We start from the raw sequence: 11,792 nt of genomic DNA, 5'->3' as shown, positions 1-11,792 counted from the left end.
GTCATACCATCATCTTAACTTTGAAGATCGTACTGCATTAATGCTTGAGTCAAGAAAAGAAGGCTTTTCAGCCAGAAAATTTGCTGAACTCATTAAAAGACATCCTAGTACGATCTATCGTGAGCTTAAAAGAAATAGCATCAATGACGTTTATCAAGCTCGATATGCTTCTGATAACACCTTCGCTAGACGTAGACGTGGTCACAGAAAACTCAAAATCGATTCAATCCTCTGGAAATTTATTGTTGAAGCGATCCGTTGTTTATGGTCTCCTCAGCAAATAGCAAAGCGTTTAAAGACATTTCCTGATTTGGATCAAACAATGAATGTAAGCCATACAACGATTTATTCAACGATACGCGCATTACCAAAGGGTGAGTTGAAAAAAGACTTATTATCCTGTCTGCGTCATGAAAATAAAAAGCGAAAAGCTAACGGTGAACCTAAAAAAGATTCTATATTACAGGATATTAAAACTATTCATGAGCGCCCAGCCGAAGTTCAAGAAAGAAAAATACCGGGTCATTGGGAAGCTGATTTAATTAAAGGTAAAGACAATAAAAGTTCGATAGCAACACTTATTGAACGAAATACACGGCTCTGTATCTTGGCAACATTACCTGATGCAAAGGCAGAATCAGTGCGCAAGGCTTTAACTGAAGCTCTGAAATATTTACCTGCAGAACTGCGTAAAACGTTGACCTATGACCGTGGACGCGAGATGGCAGAACATAAAATACTTGAAGAAGATTTAGGCATAGATGTATATTTCTGTGACCCACATTCACCCTGGCAAAAAGGCACATGCGAAAATATGAATGGTTTAATTAGGCAATATTTACCTAAAGGGATTGATTTAAATCAGGCAGATCAGCATTATTTAAATCAAGTTGCCATGTCACTGAATACTCGTCCTAGAAAAGCGTTAGATTGGCTTACACCATTAGAGAAATTTGCTCAGCTTGTTGATTATCATAAGACTTTTCAAACTGTCGCACCTCATGTTTGAATTCGCCCCTGTTTTATTAAACTCATCATCTAACGATATAAATGGTTGTGCAATAGTATTAATGGGAATAAGAGTTAATATACGATTTTTTCATAATTTACTTATTTTGAATTTTGAATTTTGAATTTTATCAATATAAAAATCAATATCTTTTTCTTCATAGCCTAAAATATGCCCAATTTCTCGTTCTAAATCAATATTTATTTTTTCGATATTTAATTGTTTATTAATTAAGTCTAATAATCTATAAGCATTATCTTTTTCATTATGTATATAAAAAATATATACATCAATCTCTAAGTCTTTCAGTCTAGATTTAATCTTACTAAAAATTAAATTTATCTCACCATTCTCACAAGGTTCTCTGAATTCTTCTGGAAAAAAATCAAATAATGCAATTTTTTTTTGATTTACTCTCATTAACTCAAGTTCTATTTCTTCGTGTGGTCCAATTTTAGGATTAGTAGTCATATATTTGTCTCTAGAATAAAAGATAGGAGTAAGATTTAAACTCCTATCTTTGTTAAATTACTATTGTAGCTTAATGTAATAATATTGACAGTAATTTGGTGAGTAGATACCACCATGTCTACCACCACATTCCGCACACACATATGGTCCAGTTATACCGCCTTGAGTTTCTTTCATATCACTTTCTGACATTAGATCTTTTTTCATAAATCAAAAAACGATCAATATTTTGCTTATTATTTGTACCAAACAATTTTAAATAATCATGCATAATCTGCGAATGAAATATACCGATTCAAAGAAGTGTTCTGAAACACAGTTCAAGCGATATACAGGCATCTCATGGTCAACCTTTGATTTAATGGTTAAACAACTTAAAATGCATATCCCTGCTAAAGGCAGACCGTCCAAATTAAGTATAGAAGATCAAATCCTTCTGTGTTTAAGTTACTAGCGTAAATATCGAACATTGTTCCATGTCGCAACAAGTTATGGTGTGGCAGAGCCAACTGCTTCAAGAATTGTCCGTCATGTAGAGGACTGCCTGATCCAGTCTAATTTATTTAATTTACCGAAGAATTTGCCTGAAGGTGAAGGCATAGACTGGAATGTTGTGATTGTAGATGCTACAGAAATTCCAATACAAAGACCTAAAAAACAGAAGAGAAGCTATAGTGGCAAGAAGAAGGTACATACTTTCAAAGTACAGGCCATCATTCATTATAGAACTCAGCAAATTCTGAGTTTATGCACCAGTTGTGGTGCTGTACATGATTTTGAACTCTTTAAAAGGAACTTGAATCAAATTCTCTTCGAGGCATTTATCCTTGCAGACAAGGGTTATCAAGGGATTTATGCAGTATATTCAAATAGCCTATTGCCTCTAAAAGCAAAGAAGCATTGCAAACTAGATCCCGAACTAAAGATTTATAATCAGGAAATCAATAAAAGAAAAATTGGCATTGAGCATGTATTTGGCAGTTTGAAAACTTTCAAAATCCTTGCAGAACGTTATAGAAACAGAGGGAAAAGACTTGGTTTGAGATTCAATTTAATCGCTGGAATCTACAATTTAGAACTGTGTAAAAAGTGATTTATGAAAGAAGCCTATTATTAAATTTTTTATTAAATCTAATCAAATTTTATTTTAACGACCTTTATCCAATAAATAAGCCTCTTATTTTAAGAGGCTTATTTTTAATAAGTTATTTTTAGATTGCGACCACTTTTACAATAATGGTTTGGCTTTCTTCTTGCTCTTCGGCTAGATATAAACGCTTTAATTCTTTGCTTTTAACTTTAAACTTTAAATTCTGGTAGTGAATGATGCTTGGGATCTGATCAAAATATTGACCATCTGCCTCAATTTCTTCCTGAAATAAAGGAGTACCCAGTTGATAATCTAGACTTTTTAATACGGAATACTTTACTGTGGTTTTCATTCTTACAACCTACTTTCCTTACGCACTTTATTTTTATTTTTACCACTGATCAGAGCAAGTTAAAACCATTAATTTCAAATATTGTCCAAGCATTAAGCAATCAGTTCAACAACTGCCAAACTTACGTTTGGAATACTAAAATTACAAAAATATTTTACCTTTCATCATAATAAAGAAATAATCTCACAGTTGATACAAAAGCAAAATGGGACTACATTGGAATAAAGATTACCTTCTAAGACAAAATAGACATTATGATTAAAACATGTTGTGGCCTGCTGGAACAAAGAAACATCAAGATTGCTTTTATTGAAAGTGCAAGTTCTGGCTATTTAACCAGTCAGTTTTCAATTTGCAAAAATGAAGGTGCTGAAATCTTGTTGGGTGGTCTAGTGTGCTACGATCCGTCTGTGAAGATTAATGTCTTGGGAATTTCTCCGAATCTGATTAGTACCCATTCAGCTGAATCCATGCCTGTAACGGTTGCTCTGGCTGAGGCAGGCAAAAAAATGTTTCAGGAAGCTGACTGGATTATTGCTTGTACAGGCTTGCTTAAACCAGGCGGTAGCGCGACCCCAGATAAGCCGGAAGGTACTTTCTTTGCCGCTGTTTATGATGGTCTTCAGACTCACCAGTTCCAGTATTATATTAAAGGTACTCCACAGGAACGTCTCAATAAACTGGCAGCCGTCATCGCACATGACATGATTAATCTACTCAACACCTAAAGCTAAAACTGTTTATATTGAGTGCTGATCAAACTTCATTATTTCTACTGTATTTATAGTTAAATTATTTCTATAAAAGCACGTTTTTTTAATGAGGCCTGATCAGTGATGAAAATAAGAATTGCAGCCCTTTTGCTCGCCCTTGGTATTCCTGTATCCGCTTTCGCCACTGTTGGTGGCCCACAGAATATTGAAGTTTTGGGTTATGAAGTCAAAGACCAGAAACTTTATCTGTTGCGGCATTATCTCGATGGTCGCGGACGCCTACCTCAACTGTATTATTATAATTTTAAATCCAAAACTCCAAATCAGTTAATTCAGGTGAACTCCCTGTATATCAATCCAAAAACCAAGCAGATTGACTACGATCAGGACAGCCGTAAGTTTAACCAGGAAATTGCCAAAATTAAAAAGCGACTAATTCCGCTGGTACCACTGAGAAAGCAAGCCATCCAGCTTAAGCTATTAAAGACCAGCAAAGGTACCGCCCCTGCATGGCATGACCCTAAACAGAAAGTCCCAAAATGGACTTATCAATATCGAGTGCAATCTGGCCAGTATAAAAGTCCTGTTCAACAAGCAGTCAGCTATAAAGCAGATTTAAGATTAAACCAGACTTATAAAGTACCGAAACAGAATAAAATACTGGTGACGGTAAAATACTTAGGCCTCCCATTCGAAACCGGTTATCATATTGAAGATCCAGCATTATTAAGTCGTTAAACCAACGTCAATAAATAATCAGAAAAAAAATAAGGTCTCGTGGAGACCTTATTTTTTATATTTAGAATATCTCTGGCTTACGCAGCAGAAGTGCGTTCAGCAATTGGAACCACTTTACGTAATTCTGGACCGGTATAATCCGCGCTCGGACGGATAATCCGGTTATCTGCACGTTGTTCCATCACATGCGCCGCCCAACCTGTGACGCGTGACATCACAAAGATTGGCGTAAACAGTTTGGTTGGAATACCCATAAAGTGATAAGCAGAAGCATGGAAAAAGTCTGCGTTACAGAACAGTTTTTTCTCGCGCCACATCACTTCTTCACAACGTACTGATACTGGATAGAGCACAGTATCACCCACATCTTTTGCCAGTTTCTCAGACCACTGCTTGATAATGCCATTACGCGGATCATTGTCTTTATAGATCGCATGACCAAAGCCCATGATCTTTTCTTTGCGCTCCAGCATTCCCAGCATTTCGCGCTCGGCTTCTTCTGGAGATTTCCAGTTTTCAATCATGCCCATTGCCGCTTCATTGGCACCACCGTGTAATGGGCCACGTAGTGAACCAATTGCACCGGTAATACATGAATGCAGGTCAGACAAAGTGGATGCACAAACACGCGCTGTGAAGGTTGAAGCATTAAATTCATGCTCTGCGTACAGGATCAAGGAGACATTCATCACCTGCTCATGCAGCTGATTTGGCTTCTTGCCATGCAACAGATGCAGGAATTGTGCACCGATTGAATCATCATCGGTATTTTCATCAATGCGTACGCCGTCATGGCTATAGCGATACCAGTAGCAGATAATTGCTGGCAACGTCGCCAAAATACGGTCTGCGACATCCTGTTGCTGATCAAAAGACTGTTCAGTCTCAAGGTTGCCCAGCATCGATACGCCAGTACGCATCACATCCATTGGATGTGAATCAGCAGGAATACGCTCAAGTACTTCTTTCAGGGCTTGTGGTAGTACACGCAAAGATTTCAGTTTTGCTTTATAGGCAGCCAACTGTTCTGAAGTTGGTAATTCACCAAAGAAAATCAGGTAAGCGACTTCTTCAAACTGACAGTTTTCTGCCAGATCCTGTACGTCATAGCCGCGATAGGTCAGGCCTGCACCACTTTTGCCTACTGTTGAAAGTGCAGTTTTTCCTGCAACTTGTCCGCGCAATCCTGCGCCAGTGAGTACTTTTCCTTCAGCCATTGTTTTAATTCTCCTGCTTGAACAGTTTATCTAATGTGTTTTCAAAGCTGTGATAATCTAAAAATTCGTATAATTCTTTACGCGGTTGCATTTTATCCAGTACATGCACCTGTGTACCATTTTCACGCACTGAGCGCATCACTTCCAGTGCCGCCTTTTGCATCGCACGTGTAGCTGATAGCGGGTAAAGTACCATGCGAATACCCTGCTCAGCCAGTTCTTCAGTGGTGTAATATGGTGTGTCACCAAATTCCGTAATATTGGCCAAAACCGGTACACCAACTGCATCGCATACAGTACGATACATGGTAATGTCTGTCATCGCTTCAGCAAAAATGGCATCTGCACCTGCTTCGACACAGGCACAAGCGCGGTCAATCACTGCCTGCAAACCTTCTTTCTGAAGTGCATCGGTACGTGCCATCACTACAAAGTTTGAATCGGTTTTGGCATCGACTGCCGCCTTGATCCGGTCAACCATTTCCTGTTGGGTCACAATTTCCTTATTCGGACGATGACCACAACGCTTTTGTGCAACCTGATCTTCGATATGTACAGCTGCAGCGCCAGCAGCAATCATCTGCTTAATACTGCGCGCGATATTAAATGCACCGCCCCAGCCTGTATCAATATCAACCAGCAAGGGTGTATCTACACGTTCAGTAATGCGACGCACGTCTTTCAGAACATTATCCAGGCTGGTCATGCCTAGATCAGGTAGACCGTAAGAATAGTTGGCAACACCGGCACCAGAGAGATAAATGGCTTTATAACCGACCTGTTTGGCCATCATGGCAGCATAGGCATTCACTGTGCCCATGATTTGTAATGGTTTTTCGACTTCAAGCGCTTGTCTAAACTTTAAACCTGCAGACATTTGTTCTGTCATCTTCCCTTCCACAGTCTTGGCTATAATTATTGAGATTTGAGTATACCGATTTGGAACCATGATGCTATAAGACACTAGAATAAAAACTCTAAAACTTTAGTCAAACTTTTAAGTTTTACTTGATTCACTGGATAAATTCCGTCTTCATCCGGTCCGATTGTGAAATCTGCGGATATATTTGTTATGATGAACTACCAAGTTTATATAACCTGTTGATATACCATCCTCTATGCAAAACCTTGTTCATCTGGAACCACTCGCCAAAGATCTGCCACAAACCAAACGTGGTCATGAGCGCTGCGTTGCGCTGCTGGTCTCTGCGACCGAACTGTTTCTGGAACATGGTTATGATGCAGTTTCTCTAGATGATATTGTCCAGCATGCAGGCGGTTCCAAGGCTTCTATTTACAAGTACTTTGGCAACAAAGAAGGCTTGTTTAAAGCCATTTGCGATTATCGTCGTATCAAGTTTTTTGAAGATATCAGTATTCCGATCGAGCTGATGGCTCTGGATTTTCGTAGTTATCTGGTACATACGCTGCTTAATTTTTATCATCAGATCATGCAACCGGAAAATTCAGCCTTTATGCGTCTGGTGCTGGAACAGAGTCAGCGTAATCCGGAACTCGCGCAGCATATTCATGAACGAGGCCCAGTACATGTACAAAGTGCGATTGCCACGGCTTTAGAACAAGCAGATGCGCAAGGTTTATTGCATTGCGAGAATCCGCAATATTCGGCGCAGCTATATTTTGGCATCTTGCGTAATCTGGAATGGCGGATTCTGATGGGAATTCCGGTACAGGAAGATGATCAGGAAATCGACAAATACATCAGTTATTGTGTGGATCGATTTTTAGACGGTCATCAAAAAGTCTAGTTTTTTTGCATTTTTCATTGCTTATAGTATATTAGCCGATTCCGTATTTTTTTCTTAAACTAACCAACAACTGATTGTTGATCGAGTTTTTCGGCAATTATTGTGGAGTAACGAATGGCTCTCCGTCACTTTCTCACCTTACGCGATTTATCAACTTTAGAACTTAACCAGATTTTGCAACGCGCAATTGAGCTTAAGCGCAAACAGCATAACAATGAAGTGTTCCAACCATTTGTTGGTAAAGTGATGGGCATGATTTTTGAAAAATCGAGTACCCGTACGCGTGTTTCGTTTGAAGCTGGCATGAGCCAATTTGGTGGTAGCGCAATTTTCCTGTCTTCACGCGATACCCAACTGGGTCGCGGTGAGCCAATTGAAGATTCTGCACGTGTGATTTCCAGCATGCTGGATATTGTGATGATCCGCACTTTCGGTCACGATATCGTAGAACGTTTTGCTTCTTATTCAAAAGTTCCAGTGATCAACGCTTTGACTGATGATCATCACCCTTGCCAGTTACTTGCTGACATGCAGACTTATCTGGAACATCGCGGTTCGATCGAATGTAAAACTGTTGCCTGGATCGGCGATGGCAATAATATGTGTAACTCTTATATCGAAGCAGCGCACATGTGGGGCTTCAAGCTAAAAGTTGCAGCACCGAAAGGCTATGAGCCTCAAGAACAGTTCCTGTCTGAATTCGCACACTGTGTAGAACTGGTCGATACTGCTGAAGATGCAGCAGTCAATGCTGACCTGATCGTCACTGACGTTTGGGCAAGTATGGGCCAGGAAGAAGAACAGAAAATCCGTGAAAAAGCTTTTGCGGACTATCAGGTGAATGAACGCCTAATGGATCTTGCACACCCAGACTGCCTGTTCATGCATTGCTTACCTGCGCATCGTGGTGAAGAAATTTCTGAAAATATGCTGGACCACAAAAATGCTGTGGTTTGGGATGAAGCAGAAAACCGCCTTCATGCACAAAAAGCACTGGTTGAATTTCTGTTGAATGAAAACCTGAAAAAAGACTGATTTCTTCAAAAATCTTCACAAATTAAGCACCAATCTCTGGTGCTTTTTTTGTTTCAGCTCTTATAATCAGAATTGAAACGACATAAAAAGTGATGCGATACAATGCAAAAAAAATATTGGGCTTTGGCACTCCTGGCAGGTTTTAGTAGTGCTGCTTTACCGGTGTATGCTTCTGAATTCGACCAATATCTCCAAGGAAAAGGCATTCTGGACAGCAAGTTTAAAATTGAGAAAAAAGCTGAATTGAACGAACTGCTTGCCGTGCTGAGTGCGGAAGATTCCAAGACTTTGCCGCTACAGATCGATCAGAATACGATCATAGAGCAGTTACAACTTACTGCCAATAAAACCACACTTAAAGGCATGATCACGACACCCGACTTTAGTCAGTTTGAGAAGGACCTAGGCCGTAAAGAAGTCCTTAAGGTGATTCGTAATAATCTTTTAAATAACTGCCAGATCTTTTTTGAACATCGCTATCAGATCGTCAATCCTTATAAAATCGAACTTAGTCTCAGTTCCCAAACGCATACTTATAATGTAGATCTCTCCCAGAAAGACTGTAATGTAAAATAATCTTGTCTAAAATCAATAAAGGCAGCTTTAGCTGCCTTTTATATTTTGATAAATTCTATTTTGGTAAATATAAACAGATGGTCAACGGATCAAACCTTGTGGCTGTAAAATAATAATTAATGCACCTAGAATGACCACGATTCCCCCAAGCAGATCCCAACGTGAAAGGCTGATCTGATCAACGAATCTCAGCCACATCAATGCTGAGAAAATATAGATTCCTCCATAGGCAGCATAAATACGTCCAGAAGCCGCCGGATGCAAAGTCAAAAGCCAGACAAAAGCAGCTAAAGCTAATGCCGTCGGAACCCATAACCACTGGCTCTTCGCCTGATTTAAAATCAGGTAAGGAAAATAACAGCCCAAAATTTCCATCAATGCTGTTAATAAAAATAGAAAAAACGTAGTTAAAAGCTTGCTAATCTGGATATCCATATATTTCGCTAAATCAGAAACTCTTTAAACCAAGAGTACATAAATTAAGAGCAAATAAAACAACAAAACCCGTGCGAACACGGGTCTGATGATGATCTATTCAATGATTAAGCTGGTTCAGCAGTCTGATCTTCGAAGACTTCAAGTTTCAGACCGACAGATTTACCATTTTCTTTCTTCACAGAAACTGAAACGTTACCACCATTTTCAGCCAGTTCACCAAACAGGATCATTTCAGCCAGTGGTTTTTTCAGATGTTCCTGGATTAGACGCTGCATTGGTCGAGCACCCATCAAACGGTCATAGCCATTTTCAGCCATCCATTCGCGTGCGCTTTGATCCACCTCCAGCACCACTTTCTTCTCATCCAGTTGTGCCTGAAGTTCAGTCAGGAATTTATCCACGACATTTTCAATAATGGTATTCGGCAATGCCTTAAACTGAATTACACCGTCCAAACGGTTACGGAATTCTGGCGAGAAGGCTTTCTTCATCGCTTCCTGATTATCATTACTGTTGTCCTGTTCCATGAAACCAATGCTGACGCGGGAAATACTTTCCGCACCAATATTAGTCGTTAGAACCAGTACCACATTACGGAAATCGGACTTACGACCATTATTATCCGTTAAGGAACCATGATCCATGATTTGTAATAACAGATTAAATACATCCGGATGCGCTTTTTCGATCTCATCTAGAAGTAATACACAATGCGGATTTTTGTGAATCGCATCGGTCAGTAAACCGCCTTGGTCAAAACCGACATAACCTGGAGGCGCACCGATCAGACGAGAGACTGCGTGACGTTCCATGTATTCGGACATGTCAAAACGTACCAGCTCTACACCCAGAATTTTCGCCAATTGCTTGGTGACTTCAGTTTTACCTACACCCGTTGGACCTGCGAATACAAAGCTACCCACTGGCTTATCAGGCGATTTCAGACCCGCACGTGACAGTTTGATCGCAGAAGCCAAAGCTTCAATTGCTTCATCCTGGCCGAAGACTACACGTTTCAGATCACGCTCAAGGTTCTCCAGTACAGACTTGTCATCTTTAGAAACTGTTTTCGGTGGAATACGAGCAATCTTGGACACAATGTCTTCGATATTTTCAACCGTAATCAGGCTGTCGTCTTGCTCAGCTTTCAAACGGCGTTGTGCACCGGCTTCATCAATCACGTCAATCGCTTTATCTGGCAAGAAACGGTCATTAATAAATTTCGCTGACAGCTCAACCGCAGAAACCAGTGCCTGATCGTCATACTGTACATGGTGGAAATCTTCAAATTTAGATTTCAGGCCACGCAAGATATCAATTGTTTCTGTAATCGAAGGCTCATTCACATCTATTTTTTGGAACCGACGTGACAAGGCATGATCTTTTTCAAAGACCTGACGGTATTCCTGGAATGTGGTTGAACCGATGCAACGCAATGAACCATTTGCCAATGCAGGCTTAATCAGATTCGATGCATCCATGGTGCTGCCCATGCTTGAACCTGCACCGATGATCATATGAATTTCATCAATGAACAGTACTGCATCCGTTTTTTTCTTCAAGGCATTCAATAGTTGTTTTAAACGCTTTTCGAAATCACCACGGTATTTAGTTCCTGCCACCAGCGCACCGATGTCTAGGCTATAGATTTCAGCATTTTCCAGTGGCTTAGGTGCCTTGCCATTCACAATTAACCAAGCCAGACCTTCAGCAATTGAAGTTTTACCTACACCTGGATCACCGACCAGCAATGGGTTGTTTTTGCGACGGCGGCAAAGAATTTGTGCTGCCCGCTCAATTTCTTTCTCACGGCCAATCAATGGATCTGTCTTGCCGCGTTGAGCTTCCAGATTCAAATTGGTCGTATACAGCTCTAGTGGGCCAGAGTTATTGGAAGAAGCCGATTCACCATCTAGCTCTTCAATTTCTTCTTCAGACTGCACTTCGTCTTTACGTGTACCATGAGAAAGATACTGGGTTAAAGTCAGACGGTTAATCTGATGACGTTTAAGCAGATAAACCGCAAAAGAATCACGCTCAGAATACATCGCAACCAGAATATCGGCGCCTTCTACAGTACGATCACCGCCACTGGATTGAACATGGAAAATTGCACGTTGCAAAATCCGGTCAAAACTTTCTGTAGGATGAGGTGCCTGATCACTATTTTCACCGAGTTTAGGGGTATGTTGTTCTACGTACTCTTCTAATTCTTTACGCAAAACGATAATATCTGCACCACATGCTTTTAAGGCATTCACGGCAGAATCATTGTCGAGTAAAGCTAATAATAAATGTTCTACGGTCAGGAACTCATGTCTCTTTTGACGAGCCATGCTGACAGCCAAACGTAGTGATACTTCTAATTGACGACTGAGCATGCA

13 protein-coding genes and 1 pseudogene are annotated in these 11,792 nt (G+C 40.1%); 8 read left to right on the top strand and 6 right to left on the bottom strand.

Annotated elements, in window-relative coordinates:
- Nucleotides 1-40: 40 nt before the first annotated feature.
- On the top strand, nucleotides 41-1,009 hold the full coding sequence (locus tag FOC32_RS11520) for an IS30 family transposase (protein WP_014538385.1): 969 nt from the start codon (nucleotides 41-43) through the stop codon (nucleotides 1,007-1,009).
- Nucleotides 1,010-1,099: 90 nt separating this feature from the next.
- Here FOC32_RS11520 and FOC32_RS11515 read toward each other — a convergent pair whose 3' ends face one another.
- Complete coding sequence (locus FOC32_RS11515) at nucleotides 1,100-1,480, bottom strand: hypothetical protein (RefSeq protein ID WP_175967530.1); 381 nt, start codon at nucleotides 1,478-1,480, stop codon at nucleotides 1,100-1,102.
- 466 nt (nucleotides 1,481-1,946) lie between these two features.
- Here FOC32_RS11515 and FOC32_RS17195 point away from each other — a divergent pair.
- Both FOC32_RS17195 and FOC32_RS11510 read left to right on the top strand, forming a co-directional pair.
- Nucleotides 1,947-2,021 (top strand): annotated as a pseudogene (locus FOC32_RS17195) (hypothetical protein); the annotation flags it as partial.
- A 72-nt stretch (nucleotides 2,022-2,093) separates the two neighbouring features.
- Nucleotides 2,094-2,573, top strand: coding sequence for a transposase family protein (locus FOC32_RS11510; RefSeq protein ID WP_316251628.1), 480 nt, complete (start codon nucleotides 2,094-2,096; stop codon nucleotides 2,571-2,573).
- A gap of 118 nt (nucleotides 2,574-2,691) precedes the next feature.
- Here the strand turns inward: FOC32_RS11510 and FOC32_RS11505 are convergent, their stop codons facing one another.
- Complete coding sequence (locus FOC32_RS11505) at nucleotides 2,692-2,922, bottom strand: hypothetical protein (protein ID WP_034702487.1); 231 nt, start codon at nucleotides 2,920-2,922, stop codon at nucleotides 2,692-2,694.
- A gap of 254 nt (nucleotides 2,923-3,176) precedes the next feature.
- Between FOC32_RS11505 and FOC32_RS11500 the strand changes: the two genes are divergently transcribed.
- Nucleotides 3,177-3,650 carry a CinA family protein gene (locus tag FOC32_RS11500; RefSeq protein WP_034702490.1) on the top strand — a complete coding sequence of 158 codons (474 nt, stop codon included), beginning with the start codon at nucleotides 3,177-3,179 and terminating at the stop codon, nucleotides 3,648-3,650.
- Nucleotides 3,651-3,758: 108 nt separating this feature from the next.
- Nucleotides 3,759-4,373: a hypothetical protein gene (locus FOC32_RS11495; RefSeq protein ID WP_034702494.1), complete on the top strand. Its 615-nt coding sequence runs from the start codon at nucleotides 3,759-3,761 to the stop codon at nucleotides 4,371-4,373.
- Nucleotides 4,374-4,450: 77 nt separating this feature from the next.
- On the opposite strand, the gene prpC is transcribed toward FOC32_RS11495, so the two are convergent.
- Together prpC and prpB are read right to left on the bottom strand one after the other, a co-directional pair.
- Complete coding sequence (gene prpC / locus FOC32_RS11490) at nucleotides 4,451-5,590, bottom strand: bifunctional 2-methylcitrate synthase/citrate synthase (protein WP_175967528.1); 1,140 nt, start codon at nucleotides 5,588-5,590, stop codon at nucleotides 4,451-4,453.
- A 4-nt stretch (nucleotides 5,591-5,594) separates the two neighbouring features.
- Nucleotides 5,595-6,479, bottom strand: a complete 885-nt coding sequence (gene prpB, locus FOC32_RS11485; protein WP_175967526.1) for a methylisocitrate lyase — start codon at nucleotides 6,477-6,479, stop codon at nucleotides 5,595-5,597.
- 229 nt (nucleotides 6,480-6,708) lie between these two features.
- Between prpB and FOC32_RS11480 the strand changes: the two genes are divergently transcribed.
- The 3 genes from FOC32_RS11480 to FOC32_RS11470 all read left to right on the top strand — a co-directional run bounded on the left by FOC32_RS11480 (nucleotide 6,709) and on the right by FOC32_RS11470 (nucleotide 8,970).
- Nucleotides 6,709-7,359: a TetR/AcrR family transcriptional regulator gene (locus tag FOC32_RS11480; RefSeq protein WP_034702501.1), complete on the top strand. Its 651-nt coding sequence runs from the start codon at nucleotides 6,709-6,711 to the stop codon at nucleotides 7,357-7,359.
- Between the two features lie 114 nt (nucleotides 7,360-7,473).
- Nucleotides 7,474-8,394 carry an ornithine carbamoyltransferase gene (gene argF / locus FOC32_RS11475; RefSeq protein ID WP_175967524.1) on the top strand — a complete coding sequence of 307 codons (921 nt, stop codon included), beginning with the start codon at nucleotides 7,474-7,476 and terminating at the stop codon, nucleotides 8,392-8,394.
- Nucleotides 8,395-8,496: 102 nt separating this feature from the next.
- Entirely contained in the window at nucleotides 8,497-8,970 is a 474-nt protein-coding gene (locus tag FOC32_RS11470) for a hypothetical protein (RefSeq protein WP_175967522.1), read from the top strand.
- An 81-nt stretch (nucleotides 8,971-9,051) separates the two neighbouring features.
- Here the strand turns inward: FOC32_RS11470 and FOC32_RS11465 are convergent, their stop codons facing one another.
- Nucleotides 9,052-9,405 carry a YnfA family protein gene (locus tag FOC32_RS11465; RefSeq protein WP_175967520.1) on the bottom strand — a complete coding sequence of 118 codons (354 nt, stop codon included), beginning with the start codon at nucleotides 9,403-9,405 and terminating at the stop codon, nucleotides 9,052-9,054.
- Nucleotides 9,406-9,512: 107 nt separating this feature from the next.
- Nucleotides 9,513-11,789, bottom strand: a complete 2,277-nt coding sequence (clpA, locus tag FOC32_RS11460; RefSeq protein WP_175967518.1) for an ATP-dependent Clp protease ATP-binding subunit ClpA — start codon at nucleotides 11,787-11,789, stop codon at nucleotides 9,513-9,515.
- Nucleotides 11,790-11,792 lie beyond the last annotated feature (3 nt).

The sequence above is a fragment of the Acinetobacter sp. FDAARGOS_724 genome, from assembly GCF_013364475.1.
GTDB classification, from domain to species: domain Bacteria; phylum Pseudomonadota; class Gammaproteobacteria; order Pseudomonadales; family Moraxellaceae; genus Acinetobacter; species Acinetobacter variabilis.
The sequence above is the reverse complement of the archived record's forward strand: the minus strand, read 5'-3'. Positions and strand labels throughout refer to the sequence as shown.

Coding starts and splice junctions, on each gene's coding strand:
- FOC32_RS11520 (WP_014538385.1), top strand. CDS start 41: ATGCTTGAGTCAAGAAAAGAAGGCTTTTCAGCCAGAAAATTTGCTGAA.
- FOC32_RS11515 (WP_175967530.1), bottom strand. CDS start 1,480: ATGACTACTAATCCTAAAATTGGACCACACGAAGAAATAGAACTTGAG.
- FOC32_RS11505 (WP_034702487.1), bottom strand. CDS start 2,922: ATGAAAACCACAGTAAAGTATTCCGTATTAAAAAGTCTAGATTATCAA.
- FOC32_RS11500 (WP_034702490.1), top strand. CDS start 3,177: ATGATTAAAACATGTTGTGGCCTGCTGGAACAAAGAAACATCAAGATT.
- FOC32_RS11495 (WP_034702494.1), top strand. CDS start 3,759: ATGAAAATAAGAATTGCAGCCCTTTTGCTCGCCCTTGGTATTCCTGTA.
- prpC (WP_175967528.1), bottom strand. CDS start 5,590: ATGGCTGAAGGAAAAGTACTCACTGGCGCAGGATTGCGCGGACAAGTT.
- prpB (WP_175967526.1), bottom strand. CDS start 6,479: ATGACAGAACAAATGTCTGCAGGTTTAAAGTTTAGACAAGCGCTTGAA.
- FOC32_RS11480 (WP_034702501.1), top strand. CDS start 6,709: ATGCAAAACCTTGTTCATCTGGAACCACTCGCCAAAGATCTGCCACAA.
- argF (WP_175967524.1), top strand. CDS start 7,474: ATGGCTCTCCGTCACTTTCTCACCTTACGCGATTTATCAACTTTAGAA.
- FOC32_RS11470 (WP_175967522.1), top strand. CDS start 8,497: ATGCAAAAAAAATATTGGGCTTTGGCACTCCTGGCAGGTTTTAGTAGT.
- FOC32_RS11465 (WP_175967520.1), bottom strand. CDS start 9,405: ATGGATATCCAGATTAGCAAGCTTTTAACTACGTTTTTTCTATTTTTA.
- clpA (WP_175967518.1), bottom strand. CDS start 11,789: ATGCTCAGTCGTCAATTAGAAGTATCACTACGTTTGGCTGTCAGCATG.